This window comes from Archangium violaceum (genome assembly GCF_016887565.1).
Lineage (GTDB): Bacteria > Myxococcota > Myxococcia > Myxococcales > Myxococcaceae > Archangium > Archangium violaceum_B.
Map to the genome: position 1 here is coordinate 3,921,397 of NZ_CP069396.1, position 18,302 is coordinate 3,939,698.

An 18,302-nucleotide genomic window follows, 5' to 3' on the forward strand; every position below is an offset into this window, starting at 1 on the left:
TTTCGTGGCAAGGTTGATTCGTCACGCGAGTCAATGACTTTCGGTCCGGTGCTTGACGGGGAATGGAGGGATGTGTTTCCTGTTGTATGAAAGCGATTGGGAGCAGGGGGAATTGTCATGCAGGGAATCACGGAAGGGCTGACGAGTCTTCCGACGGGTGCCGCGAGGTCGGTCACCGGTCCGTACTCGGGGTACTCGCTCCATGGTCCGGGTGGCATCCAGGTGGTGCTGCCCGAGCAGGGGGCGGTGCTGGGCCGGGCGACGCTGCTGAGCCCCACGACGGTGTGGACCCTGTCCGGGAGCGTGGCGGACACGCTGATGCACGAGCGGACGCTGCGGGTGTGTCTGGACGCGGGTGGGACGACCATCGGCCCACTGGTGGGAGAGGCCCGGTGGAGTGATGCCGGGGAGCGGGGCACCGCGCTGGGCATCCAACTGCTGGGCATCTCCGCGGAGCAGGGACGGCAAATCCTGTCATTGTTGGATGACGCGGTCCTCCGAGGCAGCGCCGAGCCCGAGGCCTCGCCCCTGCCGGTGCAGGAGGAGATCTCCGGAGGCGAGCGCATCGAGTCCATCCTCACGGCCATCTCCGCCATGAGCAACAAGGGCGTGCTGCGCCGGCCGGGCCGGACGGTGCGGGTGGCGTTGGAGCGTCTGGACGCCGAGGCGGGCCTGCTGCACTGGCGTTGCACCGAGCCGGGGGGCGAGTGGGGCGAGCCGCCCTATGAGCTCGAGGTGATGGGTTACAACTCGGCCTATCGGATGCGCCTGGCGGGGCCCGTGGCCGACGGGGAGCGGCTGGTGACCCGGCTGCCCGAGCGGCTGTGGCGGGTGCGTCACCGCTGGCACCGCCGCGTGCCGGCGCCCCCGGGCCTGCGGGCCCGCTTCGACCATCCACTCTGGAGGGAGCTGGGGCGGCGGGAGCGTGAGATCGTCGACGTCTCCTTCTCCGGCCTGGCCGTGCGCGGTGGGAGCGATGACCTGATCTTCCCGGGCCTCATCCTGCCCCTGGAGGTGGAGACGGCGGAGGGTGAGTCCATCTACCTGAGCGGGGAGGTGCGTCACGTGTCGTCCGCGCGGAGCGACGGACGGCGGGTGTTCGGTCTGGAGGTCCGGCCGGTGACGGAGCGGGACGCGGTGGAGTGGACGCGCCTCGTCTCGCAGTCGCTCTGCCCCAGCACGCGCACCAGCGAGGAGCTGCTCGAGCCGCTGTGGGACCTGTACGTCGCCTCGGGCTACTTCAACCTGGCGGGCAAGTCCTCCGAGCACTTCGCCGAGCTCCGCCGGAGCTTCATCGACCTGGGCAGGCGGGCGGCGCAGCTGCCGCGGCTCTTCTGCCAGACGGTGTGGCCCTCGGAGCGGGGCGTGGAGGCGTCGCTCTCCTCGCTGAAGCCCTACCGGTACTCCTGGATGCTGCACCAGCTCGGGCGGCGGCCCGGGCGGCCGGAGAACGCGCCCCACGTGCCGGGGCAGATCCTCCGCGACACCTACCTGCGCACGCTGGAGCACTCGCAGAGCGACCCCGAGTTCCGGTGGATGTTCTGCTACGCCGAGTCCACCGTGCCCTGGATGTACCGGACGCACCTGCGGTTCGTCCAGCGGATGCAGGACGGCGGGCAGTCGCTGGTGATGCCGCTGCGGATGATGGACGTGGAGTGCGGCGAGCCGAGCGGGCAGATCCGCCCGGGGGACCTGGACATCGGTCCCGCGTCGATTGGCGAGAAGTACCTGCTGGCCAGCCAGATCGCCCGCACCCGCCCGGCCTGCTACGTCGAGGCGCTGGACTTCACCCGCGACCGCCTGGAGCTGTGGGGCGTGTCCCGGGCCTGGCAGGGGGCGGGGCTGGAGCGCGAGCGGCGGATCCTCGTGGCGCGCCGCCAGGGCATTCCCTTGGCCGCGCTGGTGCTCGAGCTGGGGCACCCCGGGACGAACCTCTTCCGGCTGCTCGATGCCGCGCGCCTGTTCCCGCTGTCTCCGGACGGGCGGAGCGCCTACGTGGCGCTGCTGGACGAGGCGCGCCGCTGGTTCGCGCTCCGGGGGCGAAGCACCTTCGTCTACCTGTGCGAGGACGGCGGCGAGTACGCGAAGGCGGCCCGGCTGCACGACGACCCCTCGGCGCAGCCCTGTCTCTGGATCATCCCCGCCACCCTCGTCCCCGAGTTCCTGGAGCACATCCACGAACAGTCCGTCGGCAGTCCCCAGCAGAGCACCTCTCACCACGCTTGAGTTCACAAAGGAGCAACATCATGGAGCTGCTGAAGAAGCTGTACGAGCCTCACACCCTCCTCGCGCGCAGCCGTCTGGATTCCGACTCCTCCATCCGCCGGCTGTTGGATCCGTCGCTCAAGCCCATCGTGCTCGAGCGCTTCCTCATCGAGTGGATGGCGCGCGCCTCGTACATGACCGAGCCCGTGGACGGGTGGATCCGCCGCACGGGGCAGCGCTGCATCGAGCAGGGCATGGAGCGGCTGGGCCAATCGCTCATCACCCACGCGAAGAGCGAGACGGGCCACCACTTGATGACCATCGAGGACGCCCGCGCCCTGGTGCTCCACTGGAACGGGCGGCACACGCCCCAGCTGAACATGGAGCAGCTGCTCGGGCAGACGCCCACCGAGTCCATGAAGGAGTACCGCCAGCTGCACGAGGAGACCATCGAGGGCCCGTACCCGGTGGGGCAGATCTCCATCGAGCGGGAGATCGGCTTCCTGGCCGTGCACTTCGGGCCGCGGATGATGAAGCAGGTGGAGAACGTCCTGGGCAAGGAGGTCGCCGACAAGCTCACCTTCCTGGCCGAGCACGTGGCGGTGGACGTGGGCCACACGCTGCTCAATGAGAAGATGCTCGAGGATGCCATCACCCGCTCGCCCGAGAACGCGCGCATCTACGCGGAGACCGGCGCCCGGGCGATGACGACGTACATCCGCTTCCTCGGTGACTGCCTGCACATCGCGGAGGATCTGCTGGCGCCCCTGCGCGCCGTGGCGTGAGTCGTCAGGATGGCTCGGGCACCGCGCGGAGGAGGACGATCTTCCCCCGGACACCTCCGCGCTCGAGCAGCTCCTGGCCGGCCCGCCCCGACAGGAGCGGCAGGCGGTGCGCGATGAGGGGCTCCACCTTCCGCTCCGCCAGCAGCTCGAAGAGCCGGGGGAGATCCTCGCGGAACGGCTTTGGATCCTCCCGGTAGAGCTGGGTGATGCCGTAGAAGGCGGAGCGGCGGCCCCGGAGCCGTGTCCCCACGAAGAGGGACGCCATGCCCAGGAAGGTGCCCAGGTTGTCGCTGCTCCCGTCGCGGCCCACCGCGCTCGTGAAGCCGTAGGAGACCACCTGCCCGCCCTTGCGCACCGCGCGCGCGCACAGGGTGATGTTTCCTCCGCCAATGCCGTCGAAGGCCACGTCCACGCCCTCGGGGACGAGCTCCCGCACTGTCTGGTCGAAGGGGCGCTCCTTGTAGTCGATGAACCGCGCGCCCTGGGCACGGATGGCTTCGCTCTTGGGTGGAGAGTCCACGCCGAACACCTCGGCACCGGCCACCCTCAGCAGTTGGAGCAGCGCCGTGCTCACGCCTCCTCCCGCTCCCGTCACCAGCGCACGCGTGCCCCGCTGCACCCGGGCCACGCGGTGGATCATCTGGTACGCCGTCACGTAGTTGAGGATGAGCGCGGTCACCTCCGCGTCATCGAGGCCGTCTGGTACGGGGATGAACTCCTCCGCGCCCCGGGTCATGAACTCCGCGCAGCCACCGTGGACCGTCAGCGCCGCCACACGCTGGCCAACCCGGAGCCCGGTGACGCCGGGGCCGATGGCGTCCACGTCCCCGACGACCTCGTAGCCGGGGGTGAACGGAAACCGGGGCGCGTAGGGGTAGTAGCCGCGCCGCATGATGATGTCGGTGAAGCCGACACCGGTGGCGCGCACGCGCACGCGCACCTGGCCGGGACCGGGTGGCTCGAGCGGCAACTCCCTCAGCTCGAGCGCCTCGGGGCCGCCCTTCCTCGTCAACAGGACCGCACGGTAGGTGGAAGTCATGTGTGAGGAATTAGCGCCGCCGCCGATGGGCGTCGATGCGCAAGCGTGCAATACTGCGTTGCACGTATGCAGGCGACGAGCTGGGATGATCTGCGCTTCTTCCTCGCCGTGGCGAAGCACGGGACGCTGGCCACGGCCGCCCGTTCGCTCGGCGTGAACGCCTCCACCGCCGGGCGCCGCATCCAGGCACTGGAGAAGTCGTTGCGCGTGAGGCTCTTTCTTCGCACGCGCGAGGGTTTGCGTCCATCGGCCGCGGGCGAGCAGCTCCGGCAGCGGCTGGCGAAGCTGGAGCCGGAGCTGACGCGTCTCATCGGAGGCGAGCTGACGCCGGCCGAGGCCGTGGCCGGCACGGTGCGCATCGCCACGACGGAGGCCCTGGCCGCCTATCTGGTGGATCGCGGGTTGTGCGCGCTCAAGGACGAGCACCCGGGGCTGGTCCTGGAGCTGCTCGGAGGCAACCGCCCGGTGGACCTGGCTCGCGGCGAGGCGGACATGGCCATCCGGGTCACGAAGCCCGAGGGCGCCAACCTCAAGGTGAGGCAGCTCCAGGCCCAGGCCTTCGGGGTGTACGGGTCGGCGGGCTACCTGCGGCAGCGGGGCCGGCCACGTGGCGAGCGCGAGCTCGGGGGTCATGACCTGGTGGTGGTGGGCGGTGAGCTCGGTGCGCTGCCAGAGGCGCGCTGGATGGAGGGGCACCAGGGCGCTCGCATCGTCCTGAGGACGAACAGCATGCCCGCGCTCCTGGCCGCCGTCCGCAACGGGGTGGGGCTTGGAGTGCTGCCGAGCGGGTGGGCCCAGGTCGAGCCGGATCTCGAGCGTCTCTTCGAGGTGCCGGAACTCCCGCGTCGGCCCATGTGGTTGGTCATCCAGCCCGAGGCCCACGAGCGCGCCGCGGTCCGGGTCGTGGCGGCGCGTCTCAAGGAATTGCTGGACCCGGCCTAGCGCGGCCCTTGTCGAGGATTGCCCATGCCACCCACCGTCATCCGCTCCCCCCGAGCCCTCCTCCTCGCCACGGCCTTCTCGGCACTCGGGCTCGGCGCCTGCGTGCAGGAGTGTGAGTTCAAGCCCCATTGCGAGGGAAACGTCGTCATGGATTGCCCTCTTCGCTCAGGGCTGCCATGTGGACGCCGCGCTGGGCACAGCCGTCCGTGACTCGCAACGAATTTCGACTCCCGCGTCTCTCCCAGTCGCGACGCTCGTCACCTTGCTCCTCGCGCGGGCTTCGACGCGGTGTGTTGATTGAGTGACAAAAGTGTTGGATGATCTTTGGCACCTCAAACGTCCGCGAGTCGCGGACCGCTGAAGGAGTCAAAGACACACGCGCTGGTGCAATCCCTGCCGGCAATCGGGGTCGAGACCCGATTGGCGCAGCAGGGGAACCGCGTCCCGAAGATCTGAACCCTCATCCACCGGCCGCCGCGCGCGGTCCGGACCCACTCGTCGTCTGTCGACATTTCCTGGAGAGCCCCTGACGTGAAGAAGACCCTCCTCTTGGCTGAAGCGCTGTTCGTCCTCGCTGGTATCGGCTGTGGTGGAAACCCCGATGACCTGGTTTCCAATTCCAACGAGCCGGGTGAATCCCTCGCGGTCTCATCCGAGGCGTTGACCACGCAGAACTGCGCGCAGCTGACGGCCAACTCGGTGATCGACAACGGCAACGATGGCAACCTCCCGACCAACACGCTCGATGACCTGGCCGACACGCGCTGGAGCAGGTTCGGCAGGGACTCGTGGATCGACTACGACCTGGGCTCGGTGCAAACCCTGACGGGAGTGGCCATCGCGTGGCACCAGGGCAACGCGCGCGCCAGCGAATTCTCGGTCTCCGTCTCCTCGGATGGGCTGAGCTACACGTCCGTCTACACCGGGAAGAGCACTGGCACGACGACGGCGGCGGAGACGTACTCCTTCGCTGCCCGCGCCGCGCGCCGCCTGCGCATCTACGTCAAGGGCAACACCGTGAACGAGTGGTCGAGCATCGCGGAGGCCCGCGTGTGCGGAACGTCCTCGACCGGCGGCGGCACCGGCTCCGGCGTGGTGTGGCGCGGTGACTTCGAGACGGGTGACCGCTCCCAGTGGTCCAAGACGCAGATGGTCAGCGCGGACCGGCTGCAGGTGCTGTCCTCCCCCACGCGTCAGGGCAGCTACGCCATCAAGGTGACCGTGAAGCAGGGGGACAACCCCATCAGCGCCAGCGGCAACCGCAACGAGCTGGTGCGGATGACGAACGAGAAGGAAGGCGACGAGTACTTCTACCGCTGGAACACGATGTTCGCCTCGGACTACCCGAGCGCGAAGACCTGGCAGCTCTTCACCCAGTGGCACCACTCCGGCGACAGTGGTTCGCCGCCGGTCGAGTTCTACGTCAATGGTGAGACGATCTACCTGCGCCTGCAGGGGAGCAACGTGGTGTGGAGCAGGCCGCTGGTGCGCGGGCAGTGGCTGGACTTCATCTTCCACGTGAAGTGGTCGGCCAAGTCGAGCGTCGGCTTCGTCGAGCTGTACGTCAACGGCCAGCTCGTCCTGCCCAAGAAGTACTCGGCCACCCTGTACAGCGGGATGACCAACTACCTGAAGGTGGGCCTGTACCGGAACAGCACCATCGCCCCGACCGGCGTGGTGTACCACGACGGGTGGATCCAGGGCCGCAGCCTGGCGGACGTCCAGTAGCTCAGGGCAGCCCGGCCACCCACCGCACCAGGTCGGAGGTGGTCACCAGCCCCGTCAGGGCACCCCCCGGTGCCACGACGGGGACCCGGTGGACGCCCGCGATGGCCATGACCTTCGCGGCCTCGGCGAGCGAGGCGCCCGCCGGCACGGTGAGCACCTGCCGCGTCATCACGTCCTCGACAGTGGTGTCCTCGAGGACGTGCTGGTCGGAGGGCAGCGTCACGGAGTCCGCGGACTCCTCGTCGAGCTGGTGGCGCACCAGGTCCGTCTTGGACAGCATCCCCACGAGCAGGCCCGCCTCGTCCACCACGGGAATCCCACTGATGGCGTGCTCCAGCATCAACTCGGTCGCCGTGCGCAGGCTGGTGTCCGGGTGGACGGCGATCACGTTCCGGACCATCACCTCGTCCACCGTGCACAGCGCCGGGGCGGGCAGCGGCTCCGTCTCTTCCTCGTAGAGGGAGGAGACGGTCGGGAGGTCGGTCAGAAGGGCGGCGCGCATGGTGGTGCTCCTGTTCAGGGGCCCCGCTCCGCGTCTGGCCACTGCGCCCACGCTTCTGGAGGCCCGATGCTCGAGGCCTTTCAATGCAAAGTGGGCGCCATGCCCTTTCAGAGGGCTTTTCGGGAGCGTGTGCGCAGGTCCTGCGTTCGGGGTTGGCCGGTCGCGCAGGCCCTGCATGTCCACGCTGGCCTGCTCAGCTTCCGAGCAGCTTCTTCAGGGACCCATCCGCCAGGGCCTTGGTCGTGTCGTCGAAGCCGCCGATGAGCACGCCGCGCACGAAGACCTGGGGGAAGGTGGGCCAGCCACTCCACATCTTGATGGCGAGCCGCTGCTTCCACATGCCGAAGTAGCTGCCGTACTCGAGGTAGGTGAACTGGATACCTGCCTCGGTGAGGGCCTGGCGCACCCGCTTCACGAAGGGGTTCTGCGCCATGCCCACCACGACCACGGCATCACGCTCCACGGTGGTGCGGACCTGGTCGACGACGTCTCGGTGGAAGTTGGCCATGGCCTCGGCCACGGCGGGAGCGCGCTTGTCCTGAGGGTGCAGGGGACGGGGGGTTGTCATATGGGGCGCCAACCTAACGAGTGCCTCCTCGCGCTCGCAATCCAAAACGCCCCGTCAGGGTTCCGCGGTCTCCACGTCTCTCTTTGGTGAAAGGAGCGGTGGCCAGGCTGATGGCGACGACGCCGAGCGCGATGAGCCCCAAGCATGCCGCTGATGCCGGCTCCTCCGACGCGCTCGTCGGTGACTGCCTGGCCACCGCTCCGATCCTCCCCCGTACCCGCTGATGTGCTGCTACGTCATTCGAGCACGCGCTCGCAGCGGCCCGGGATGGCGCCCCTGGCCAGCTGCTCGTTCATCCCGTGCGGGAAGCGGACCTCCTTCGTCTTCGGCTTCGGCCCGTGCGGGTTCACGCACACCGCCACCTTGTCGAGCGTCACCGCCCAGCCCTGCACGCCGAGCGGTCCGAACCCCCAGCCGGTGATGCGCCTGCCATTGGCGCTCATCGCCATGGGCGTGCCGAGGTCCCACTGCTCGACCGCGAGCATGCCCTGGTCGATGAGGAAGTCGCCGAAGTTGACCATGCCCAGCTCCCGCGTCCACAGGAACGGCTCGCGCTGCGTGAAGAAGCCCGAGAAGCCCAGGATGACCGAGCCGTCGTCCGACACCACGGTCGCCGACGCGCGGTTGAAGAAGTCCGGCAGGCCGGGGACGGGAAGCTTCCCCAGCGACTCCAGGCCCGTGCGCTCGTCCCAGCGCCATGCACTACCGTTCTCCGCGCCCTGCCCGACGATGACGGAACCGTCCGCGCTGACATCCCCGGCCTCACCGACCAGGACGTCCGGGTCCATCAGGTGCTGCTGGCCGTGCTTCCAGTAGACGCCGATGCGGCCGCTGTACTCAGGGTGGAGGTCGTTCCACCCGACCACCACGCGGCCGTCCTCGTTGGTCGCGTTCGCCCGCGTCCAGGGTCCCAGGCCTCCGAGGTCCTCCAGGCCTCGCTCGGCCGTCCAGCGGAAGGCGAACGGCGAGCCGCAGCCCCCCGGGCCGTACGCCAGTCCCACCACCGCGTCGCCGTTCCCCGAGAGGTCGAAGGGGCTGGTCTCCACCGCGTCGCACGAGCCCACCGCGCCCTTGCGCACGGGGAGGGCCTTCCAGGACTGGCCTCCCGTCCAGATGCCCGTGCGAATGAGCCCATCCGGGCCGGTGAAGCTGCCGGAGATGATGCGCCCGCTCTTGTCCACCTTCACGTTGCCGTTGCCGCCGAGCACCGTGAAGCCGTCCTTCTCCGACCACCGCCAACCCGGTGCGTCCTGCCCCACGAAGCCGCCGACGATGACCTTGCCATTGCCCGACACGCCGGAGGGCTGGATGCTGGCGACCGGGATGGCGAAGAAGTTCTCGTCCGCCTCGGCGACGTTGAAGAGGATGTCCGCGGTGATGGGCGCGCCCGCCGCGGCGGCGAGCTCGGTGTAGGCGCAGCGGTCGTCCGTCTCCGAATGCCCCGACTCTCCCGCTCCGTTGTAGAACTCCTCCCCACCCGGCAGGGGCGAGGGAGGCGTGGAGAAGCCGCCCTGCACGATGCCGTCCACGTACACCACGTACCGTGCCCCCGGCGTCAGGCCGTTGAGGGTATAGCTGCCATCCGGAGTGGTGGACTGGCCCTGGCTGTAGTCACCGGACAGCGCGGACACCGAGTCGCCATAGGGGTTGGCGACGTTGCGCGCGATGACGTTGATGCCGGTGAGGGGCGTGCTGCCGTCGGTCAGCAGGATGCGGCCGCGGAGGGTGCCCCGGCTCCCGGGCCAGCCGGCCGCGGGGTAGAGGTTGGAGAGCGAGGCGAGGTCGTCCGGGTGCTCCACCGTGGATTGCGCCGCGCCCGTCTGCTCCGGGCTGATGAACGGGTACATCGTCTCGATGTCGTCCACGGTGAGCGGCGCGGAGTACGGCGGCGTGCAGCCCGTGGGGCCTTCCGCGTCGCCGTAGAAGGCGATGGCGCCGTTCGTCTGCGAGTGGGCCAGGTTGATGGAGTGGCCGAACTCGTGGGTGAAGACGGCCGCGAACCCCGTGCCCGTGGCGTCCGATGGGTCCACCGCGGCGCCATTCATCACCGCCCAGCTCTCGGTGATCGTCGTCCCGTCGGACCACTCCGGGCTGGCGATGCCGAGCACCCCGTCGGGCGCGCCGAAGAAGTCGCGGATGATGGAGCCGTCATGGTCGTACAGGACGTGGATGCCACCTCCATTGAAGGTGCCGACGACCTGAGCCGCGTTCGTCCCGTCGATGTCCGGCAGCCCCAGGAGGGCGAAGTCACCGGCCACGGTGGCCGTGAAGTCCGAGCTGGGGACCTGCGTCCACTGGCCGAACGCGAAGGCCGTGAGGGCATCCGCGGTCTTGTTGCTCAGGACGCCCAGGGGGCCCAGGTCGGTGTACACCCGCACGGGGACGCCGTTGGGGTATGCGTAGGGAATGCGGCGTTCCGGGTCGGCGATGAGGAGCGGGCCGCCAGCGTGGGCCAGGGTGGCCGTGGTGAGCGCGGCGACGGCTCCGAGACGGAGGAAGCGGTTCCTAGCGCTCATTCTTCATCCTCCCCTGGCTCACCCAGTTCTCCCGCACCGCGCGGCGGACCAGACCGAGAAAGGACTCGGCGTCCACGGCGCCCCGCTTCTTCGACAGCATCGCGGCCTCCTCCTTCTTCAGGAGCTCCGGGGAGACCCTCACGCCGTCGAACAGGCCCTCGTTGTCCGTCGCGTTGAGCACACGGTCGTTGGCGATGCGCAGCTTGCCCTGCTCCAGGCCCACCGTGGTCTGCAGTCCCGTGAGCCGTGCGGGCGCATGGAGGAACATCACCACCCGCTCGTCCTTCGTGTAGCGCGACCAGCCGTCCGGAGTGACGGTCATCAGCGTGCGGCCGTTCGGCATCTTCCGCGGAGCCCGCAGGCCGAACTGGCGGAAGGTGTACGTCCCTCCCGAGTGCTTCCCGCGGAGCTGCTCGTCCACGCGCAGGGTGACTTCGGTGTACGGCACTCCGCGCGCATCGATTCCGTCGCTGACGCTCTGCACCGCGCCGACGAGGATGCTGTCCGACTGCTGGATGAGCTCCACCAGGTTGCGCCTGCTCGCCGACGCGGCGAAGGCCTCCGCCGAGAACAGCAGACAGGTGAGCAGCGCGAGCACTCCGCGCCGCGGGTTCCACTCCGGATACGACATGTCGACCTCCCAGACTCCAGTGAGTGCTCCGGCTCACGTCTTCCGGAGCACGTCGCCGAGGGTAGGGGGGCCGTGGAGGCGCCACCATCGGGGACTCCCTGAGGGGGCCTCGGGGAATCCCCGAGACGGTGCGGCGGCTCAGGTGGACTCGGTCGGCACCAGCCCGTGGCGCATGGCCAGGCGGACGAGCGCGGGCACGTCGTAGATGCCCAGGCGCTCCATGAGCTGTGCACGGTGTGTCTCCACCGTCTTGACACTCACGCCGAGCCGCGCGGCGATGCCGCGTGTCCCATGCCCCTCCGCGATGAGCTGGAGTGTCTCTCGCTGGCGGGGCGTGAGCAGGTCCAGCTCGTTCGGTGCGGGCGCTCCCTCGCCGGTGCGCAGGAAGCCCGCCACCACCGCCCCGGAGATGGCGGGGCTGAGGTACGTGCGCCCCTGATGGACCGAGTCCAGCGCCACCTTGAGCTCGTCCACTGCGGAGTCCTTCACGAGGTAGCCCGCCACGCCCGCGCGGAGCGCCTGGGCGACGTACTCCGTGGCGGTGTGCATGGAGAGGATGAGCACCCGTGTGGCGGGGCACAGCCGCGCCAGGCGCCGCGCCACCTCGATGCCGTTGAGCCCCGGCAGGGAGATGTCCAGCAGCAGCACGTCCGGCCGCAGGCGCCCGGCCAGCTCGAGCACCTCCTGGCCATCCCCGCTCTCCGCCAGCACGGTGACGTCCGGGAGGGACTCCAGCAGGGCCCGCAGCCCCGCCCTCACCAGCTTGTGGTCATCCGCCAGCAGTACGCGCACGATGCTCCTCCTCTTCGGCGAGTGGCACCTCGGCCACGACACTCGTCCCCTCGCCGGGCCGGGACGTCACCTCGAAGCGGCCCCCCAGGTCCCTCACCCGCTCCTGCATGCCGAACAGCCCGAAGCCCCGGGAGGCGCCACCCGCGAGTACCGATTCGGGCGCGAAGCCCTTGCCGTCGTCGCGCACCTCCAACCGGACGGCCTCTCCGGCCGGCTCCAGCCGGACGTCGATGTGCCGCGCGCCCGCGTGGCGCAGGGCGTTGGTGACCGCTTCCTGGATGACCCGGAACAGGACGATGTCCCGCTCCGCCCCGAGCACTGGCAGATCCGGGGCCGCGTCGAAGCCGATTCCGACGCCACCGCGCTGCCGCACGCCGCGCAGATAGCCCTCCAGGGCGGGCACGAGGCCGATCTCGTCGAGCATCGGCGGACGGAGGTCGATGGAGAGAGCCCTCACCTGGCCGATGAGCCGGTCCACCAGGGAGATCGTCTCGGCGAGGCGGTCCATGCCCGGGCCGGCGGCTCGCCCCGCGGCGGCCACGAGGCCCAGGTTGATCTTCACGGCGGTGAGCGCCTGGCCGAACTCGTCGTGCAGCTCCTGGGCGAGGTGCTTGCGCTCCTGCTCCTTCGCCGCCTCCAGCCGCATCGTCAGGCGGCGCAGGCGCGCGAAGGCCTCCCGCAGGCCGTCACGGCTGGTGCGGGCCTCCGCCAGCGCCTGCTCCCGCTCGGCCTGGAGCTCGCGGAGCGCCCGGTTGCGCCGCTGCAGATCCCTCGTCCTCCAGCCCAGGCCCGCGACCACTCCGAGCATGAGCAGCACCAGGGCGCCGAAGTGGACCTCGCCACGCCGCCAGAAGGGTGGGGTGACCCTCAGGGCGAGCGGGCGCGTCTCGCCCCAGTCACGACCCGGAGCACGCCCACGGATGCTCAGCTGGTAGTCTCCGGGCGGCAGCGCGTGGAAGGTGAGCTGGCTGCGCGACCCGAGCGGCAGCCAGGCGCCGTCGGCCGTGAGCCGGTAGGCGTACTCCGCGTCGCCCCGGCTGAAGTCGAGGACGGCGAACTCCAGCGAGAAGGGCTGCGCCCAGGGCACCTCCAGGGAGGTCAGCTCCCACACGGGACGATCGGGGCGTGCCTCCATCCCCTCGATGGAGGTGATGATGAGGGGAGGAGTGGGGCCCCGTTGGGGACGGACGGAAGGGTCCAGCGCGACGACGCCCTTCCGGGTTCCCCAGTAGAGCCGCCCACCGTCCAGCGCCACGGCCTTGGCGTTGAAGACCACCGTCGGCAGCCCGTCGGACGCGGCGTAGCTCTCGAAGTGCCCCGACGCCTCGTCGAAGCGCGAGAGCCCCGCTCTCGTCGACACCCAGAGCGCCCCGTCCGGCGAGCGCGCGAGCGCCACCACGTGGTCGTCGATGAGGCCCTCGCCGCGCGTCCAGCGCGCCACGTCCGGGATTCCCCCTCCCGCGTCGGGCACGACGCGCTGGAGCCCCCCACCCACGGTGCCAATCCACACCGCTCCGGACGGGTCCTCCAGCAGCGCGCCGACGTGGTGGTGACTGAGCCCCGGCGAGCCGCCCGGGGAGAGGCGCGTGCACTCGAGGGTCTCTTCCTCCACCGTGCAGAAACCCGCCCCGCCCGAGCGCGTGCCCACCCAGAGCCGCCCGCGGCGGTCCTCCATCAACACCGTGACGAAGTCGTCGGGGATCGAGCGCGGGTCCGCGGCGGAGTGACGGAAGACGACGAAGTCATCGGTCTCCGGCTGGTAGCGGTAGAGGCCGCCCCCTCCAGAGCCAAGCCACACGCGCCCCCGGGAGTCCTGGAGCAGCGAGTAGACGAAGCCCGGCGCCCGGCCTTCTCCCTCGCCCAGTCCCCGCCGGTAGAACCGGAAGTCGCCGGTGGCCGGGTCGAAGCGCCATGAGCCGTCGGAGACCCCGGCCCAGATGGTGCCCTCGCGGGTGCGCAGCAGGGAGAGGACGCCGTTGACCTGCTCGCCCTTGGAGGCGGGCACGACCAGCGGCTCCACCACGCCCGTGGCCACCGTCAGCGTCGCCACTCCGTCGCCGTAGTTGCCCAGGAGCAGGCGCCCGTCGCCATCGGGCAGCACCGCGTAGATGTCCCCCAGCGCCAGGGCGCCCGCTCCTTCCGGGTCCACCGTGTCGACGCGCTGGAGGACGGGTGGATGGAGGGAGGCCCGGACGAGCCCCGCGCCGAAGGTGCCGACGAACAGTCCCCGCTGTGCGTCCAGCGCCAGCGCTCCCTGGTCGATGTACTGCGCACCCGCTCCCCGCAGGGGCGTCTCCTCCGCGGTCATCCGTCCGGTCGCCGTGTCCAGGCGGTACAGGCCCTGGCCATAGGTTCCAATCCAGAGCGTCCCTTCTCCATCCGGCTCCAGCTCGGTGACATTGATGAGCGTGTCGGAGAGCGCCACGCGGCGCAGGTGCCCGGCGCCGGGTTCCCACCGGTAGAGGCCGTCCCGCGCGCCGACCCAGAGCCCTCCCGCCTCGTCCGGCGCGAGGCTGAAGATGTCCTGGGCCGCGCGCCCACCGGTCTCGGCGGGAACCCGCTCGAAGGAGGACTCGCCCGCGCGCCGCCGGAACAGGCCCCGGCCCACGGTGCCGGCCCAGAGCGTCCCGGAGCCCTCGCGGTGCAGCGTCATGACGAACTCGTCCCCGCCACCGGGCAGCAGCGGTGTCCGCGAGGCTCGGCCGGTCCCGGGGTCCAGCAGGCTGAGCCCGGAAGCCGTTCCCACCCACAGCTGGCCACCCTCGGCGTCCGCGAGCGCGAAGACTCCGCCATCGTCGATGCTCGCCGGGTTCGCGGGGTCGTGGCGGAAGTGCTGGAACGACCAGCGCGCCCGGTCGAGCAGGTTCAGTCCCCCCGTGTTCGTGCCGATCCACAGCCGGCCCAGCGCGTCCTCATGGACGGTCCTCACGGCGCTGCTCGTCAGGGACTCGGGGTGACCCACCTCGTGCTGGAACTTGCGGAAGCGCTGGCCGTCATGGAGGTAGAGCGCTTCCCTCGTTCCAATCCACAGCAGCCCCACCCGGTCGCGGAACACCTCGGTGATGATCTCGGCCTCGAAGGAGCGGGAGACGCCCACCTCGCGGAAGTCGAGCCGCGGCGCACCTGACGACGCGCCCGTCAACAGCAGCAGGAGCAGGGTGCTCCCGAGGACTCTGACCACACCGCGCGACACATCGGACACCCGTGGAAACGTACCAGCAGTCCCACTGGCATGCGCCCGGTGGACAGGGGCGCGCTGCGGCATCCATATCCCACCTGGAGGGTGACCCCCTCCGGGAGTACCTGGATTCCGCACCTGGGGTCCGAGTGGTGTAGAACAAGGGGTCGATGGAGCTCTCCCAGGTCAGGCCCTACCTCTCGGCGCCCAACTCGTTCGAGGGCACGTCCCTCGTGTCCGAGGAGGTCCGCTCCTTCCTGCAGGAGCGGTTGGTGCTCCTCTACAAGATGCTTTTCGTCCTGACCTTCGCCTTCTACACCTTCACCACCCTGGCCGCCGTCCTCATGGTCGGGGTGCCGTGGACGCGCGCCCTGGTGGATCCCAGCTACGCCTTCCACCTGGTCGGCACCGTGATCTCGCTGGTGCTCTGGTTCCTGTGCCGGGGCAACTCCCGCTCCCTGCGGGCCCTGTCCTGGCTGGACAGCGCGGGTCTGCTCTTCGTGCTCTTCCTGCTCAAGCTGGATGCCTTCTTCGACCGGGACACCCTGTCCCTCCTGCTCTGCACCAACGGCGCGCTCATCTCCCACGCGGTCATCGTGCCCAGCTCCGTCCGCCGGACGTTCTGGATCTCCTTGATTGGCGCCCTCCCGGATGCGCTCGTCGCCGCCTGGATGGCCCACGTCCAGGGGCACACCGACACGCTGCTTCCCATCCTGGATGTGCTGCTGTGGAGCGGGGTCTCCGTCACCATGGCCACCCTCGTCTCCCACGTCATCTACGGCCTGCGGAAGCAGGTCCAGGCGGCGCGGAAGCTGGGCCAGTACACGCTCATCAAGCGCCTGGGCGCCGGGGCCATGGGCGAGGTGTATCTGGCCAGCCACGCCCTGCTGCGCCGCCGCACCGCCATCAAGCTGCTGCGCGCGGACGCGGACGGACATGGCCTGGTGCGCTTCGAGCGCGAGGTGCAGCTCACCAGCCAGCTCACCCATCCCAACACCATCGCCATCTACGACTACGGCCGCACCGCGGATGGGCTCTTCTATTACGTGATGGAGTACCTGGAGGGCGTGGACCTGGACGGGCTGCTCTCCGTGTCGGGACCGCAGCCGCCCGGGCGGGTCATCCACATCCTGCGTCAGGTGTGCGGCGCCCTGGAGGAGGCGCACGGGTTCGGTCTGCTCCACCGCGACATCAAGCCCGCCAACCTGTTCCTCTGTCGGCGCCGGGGCCTGCCGGACCTGGTGAAGGTGCTCGACTTCGGACTGGTGAAGGAGGTGGGGGGCGCCGAGGACGTCTCCGCCCAGCGGGTGCATCTGGTCGTCGGCACGCCGCTCTACCTCGCGCCGGAGGCCATCGTCTCTCCGGCGCGGGTGGATTCGCGTGGGGACCTGTATTCACTGGGCGCGGTGGGCTACGCGCTGCTCACGGGCTGCCATGTCTTCGAGGGCCGCTCGTCGACGGAGATCTGCTCGCACCACCTGCACACGCCGCCCACTCCGCCGAGCTCACGGTTGGGCCGCGAGCTGCCGAAGGATCTGTGCGACATCCTCATGCGTTGTCTGGGGAAGCACCCCGATGACCGCTACGCCAGCGCCCGGGAGTTGCGTGCCGCGCTGGAGACCTGCGCGGACGCGGGGACGTGGAGCGAGGAGGTGTCCGAGCGCTGGTGGGCCGAGAACGGTTCCATGATGGAGCTGGCCCGGCCCCGGCAAGAGCCCTCGGGCCTCACCGGGACGCAGACGCTGGTGAAGGAGATGGTCGACCGCGTGGCGTAGTGGCTTCGCGGCTCACAGCTCGTCGAGGAACTCGTCGTTGTACGTGTAGCGGCTCAGCCGCTTGACGAGCGCCTCCATGGCCTCCACCGGCTTCACCGCGAAGAGCATCTGGCGCATCTTCTTCACCTTCTCGTACTCCTTGAGGGTGAAGAGCTTCTCCTCCTTGCGCGTGCCCGACTGGCCGATGTTGATCGCCGGGAAGATGCGCTTCTCCGCCAGGAACCGGTCCAGCGTCACCTCGGAGTTACCGGTGCCCTTGAACTCCTCGAAGATGACCTCGTCCATGCGGCTGCCCGTGTCGATGAGCGCCGTGCCCACGATGGTCAGGCTGCCGGCCTCCTCGGTGGCTCGCGCCGCGCCGAAGATGCGCTTGGGCCGCTCCAGCGCTCGGCTGTCCACGCCGCCCGACAGCGTCCGGCCCGAGTTGTCCACTTCCTTGTTGTAGGCGCGCGCCAGTCGCGTGATGGAGTCCAGGAGGATCATCACGTCCTTGCCGCTCTCCACCAGCCGCCGCGCCCGCTCCAGCGCCAGCTCGGCCACCTTCAGGTGGTCGCCCGTCGGCCGGTCCGAGCTCGAGGCCAGCACCTCGGCCTTGATGCTGCGGCGCATGTCCGTCACTTCCTCGGGGCGCTCGTCGATGAGCAGCACCATGAGGTGGATTTCCGGGTGGTTGGACACCACCGCCTGGGCAATCCGCTGCAGCATGATCGTCTTGCCCGTCTTCGGCGGCGCCACGATGAGCGCGCGCTGACCCTTGCCGATGGGGGCGATCAGGTCCATCACCCGCGTCACCATCTCGCGGTGGCCGTTCTCCAGCTTGATGCGCTCCACCGGGTCCACCGACGTCAGGTCGGCGAAGTGCGGCAGGCGGCCCACCTGCTCCAGCGGGCGGCCATCTACCTGCTCCACGCGCTGGATGAGGCCCTTGTTGCCCTTCGTCTGCGCGAGCGCGTTGATGTACTGGCCCGGGCGCAGCCGCAGCTTCTGCACCAGGTTCTTCGGAAGCTCCGCGTCGTCCGGCGAGGGCAGCAGGTTGCGCTTGAGCTGCCGCAGGTAGGCGTTGGGGCCCTTCACCTCGGTGTCGAGCACGCCCTCCACCGGCGCCAGCGAGGGCTGGGGTGCCGGCTGATGCTGCCGCGGCTGTCCACCCTGATGGACCGGGTGGCCACCCTGTTGTCCGCCCTGCGGCTGTTGCTGCTGGGCCATCCGCTGCTGGTGCTGCTGCAGCTCCTGGGGCGTCAGGAACACCTGCTGTTGCTGACCGTCCGGACCGGGCACCAGGCGGTAGGCCTGTCCTTCCGGGGTGAAGTGCACCTGTGCACCCCGGCGGCGGCGGCGGCGACGGCGGCGGCGGCCTCCACCCTGGCCGGGCGGGCCTCCACCGGGCTGTCCCGGCGCGGGCGCCGAGCCCTCGCCGTCATCGGGGCCCTCGTCGCCCTCGTCGTCACCATCATCCACGTCCGGCGGCGCCTCGGCACGGGCGGCCATGGGGGACGGGAGGTCTCGGGGATCGCGGTTATCGGTTTCGCTCATGGTCTACGGGAAGTTGCGGTGCCCCCTGTGAGGGGGTCCCCCGGCGGGAGCCGCGCGGAGTCGATGACTGTGGGACAGAAGCCCGGCGCGGGGTCCTCGGGAAGGCCC

General features: G+C 69.9%; 13 protein-coding genes. 5 read left to right on the forward strand and 8 right to left on the reverse strand.

The window, feature by feature from the left end:
* Positions 1-117 precede the first annotated feature (117 nt).
* Both JRI60_RS16225 and JRI60_RS16230 read left to right on the forward strand, forming a co-directional pair.
* Positions 118-2,226 carry a hypothetical protein gene (locus JRI60_RS16225; protein WP_204226771.1) on the forward strand — a complete coding sequence of 703 codons (2,109 nt, stop codon included), beginning with the start codon at positions 118-120 and terminating at the stop codon, positions 2,224-2,226.
* Positions 2,227-2,246: 20 nt separating this feature from the next.
* Positions 2,247-2,990 carry a hypothetical protein gene (locus JRI60_RS16230; RefSeq protein WP_239470550.1) on the forward strand — a complete coding sequence of 248 codons (744 nt, stop codon included), beginning with the start codon at positions 2,247-2,249 and terminating at the stop codon, positions 2,988-2,990.
* 4 nt (positions 2,991-2,994) lie between these two features.
* Here JRI60_RS16230 and JRI60_RS16235 read toward each other — a convergent pair whose 3' ends face one another.
* Positions 2,995-4,029, reverse strand: a complete 1,035-nt coding sequence (locus JRI60_RS16235) for a medium chain dehydrogenase/reductase family protein (protein ID WP_204226772.1) — start codon at positions 4,027-4,029, stop codon at positions 2,995-2,997.
* A gap of 66 nt (positions 4,030-4,095) precedes the next feature.
* On the opposite strand from JRI60_RS16235, the gene JRI60_RS16240 reads away from it, so the two are divergent.
* Together JRI60_RS16240 and JRI60_RS16245 are read left to right on the forward strand one after the other, a co-directional pair.
* On the forward strand, positions 4,096-4,971 hold the full coding sequence (locus JRI60_RS16240; RefSeq protein WP_204226773.1) for a LysR family transcriptional regulator: 876 nt from the start codon (positions 4,096-4,098) through the stop codon (positions 4,969-4,971).
* A gap of 531 nt (positions 4,972-5,502) precedes the next feature.
* Positions 5,503-6,699, forward strand: a complete 1,197-nt coding sequence (locus tag JRI60_RS16245) for a heparin lyase I family protein (RefSeq protein ID WP_204226774.1) — start codon at positions 5,503-5,505, stop codon at positions 6,697-6,699.
* 1 nt (position 6,700) lies between these two features.
* Here the strand turns inward: JRI60_RS16245 and JRI60_RS16250 are convergent, their stop codons facing one another.
* The 6 genes from JRI60_RS16250 to JRI60_RS16275 form a co-directional block, all read right to left on the reverse strand.
* Positions 6,701-7,201, reverse strand: coding sequence for a CBS domain-containing protein (locus tag JRI60_RS16250; RefSeq protein WP_204226775.1), 501 nt, complete (start codon positions 7,199-7,201; stop codon positions 6,701-6,703).
* 193 nt (positions 7,202-7,394) lie between these two features.
* Positions 7,395-7,769, reverse strand: coding sequence for a glutaredoxin domain-containing protein (locus JRI60_RS16255; protein WP_204226776.1), 375 nt, complete (start codon positions 7,767-7,769; stop codon positions 7,395-7,397).
* Positions 7,770-8,005: 236 nt separating this feature from the next.
* Positions 8,006-10,285: a hypothetical protein gene (locus JRI60_RS16260; protein ID WP_204226777.1), complete on the reverse strand. Its 2,280-nt coding sequence runs from the start codon at positions 10,283-10,285 to the stop codon at positions 8,006-8,008.
* Positions 10,275-10,916 carry a hypothetical protein gene (locus tag JRI60_RS16265; RefSeq protein ID WP_204226778.1) on the reverse strand — a complete coding sequence of 214 codons (642 nt, stop codon included), beginning with the start codon at positions 10,914-10,916 and terminating at the stop codon, positions 10,275-10,277. The genes JRI60_RS16260 and JRI60_RS16265 overlap by 11 nt, the downstream gene beginning before the upstream one ends.
* Before the next feature lie 138 nt (positions 10,917-11,054).
* On the reverse strand, positions 11,055-11,708 hold the full coding sequence (locus JRI60_RS16270; RefSeq protein WP_204226779.1) for a response regulator: 654 nt from the start codon (positions 11,706-11,708) through the stop codon (positions 11,055-11,057).
* A complete protein-coding gene (locus JRI60_RS16275; RefSeq protein WP_239470551.1) occupies positions 11,686-14,889 on the reverse strand; it encodes a ligand-binding sensor domain-containing protein in 3,204 nt (1,067 codons plus the stop codon). The genes JRI60_RS16270 and JRI60_RS16275 overlap by 23 nt, the downstream gene beginning before the upstream one ends.
* Before the next feature lie 167 nt (positions 14,890-15,056).
* Between JRI60_RS16275 and JRI60_RS16280 the strand changes: the two genes are divergently transcribed.
* Positions 15,057-16,661 carry a serine/threonine-protein kinase gene (locus JRI60_RS16280; protein WP_204226781.1) on the forward strand — a complete coding sequence of 535 codons (1,605 nt, stop codon included), beginning with the start codon at positions 15,057-15,059 and terminating at the stop codon, positions 16,659-16,661.
* 12 nt (positions 16,662-16,673) lie between these two features.
* Here JRI60_RS16280 and rho read toward each other — a convergent pair whose 3' ends face one another.
* The gene (gene rho, locus JRI60_RS16285) at positions 16,674-18,149 is read right to left on the reverse strand and encodes a transcription termination factor Rho (protein WP_239470552.1); all 1,476 of its coding nucleotides are present in this window, start codon (positions 18,147-18,149) and stop codon (positions 16,674-16,676) included.
* Positions 18,150-18,302: the final 153 nt, after the last annotated feature.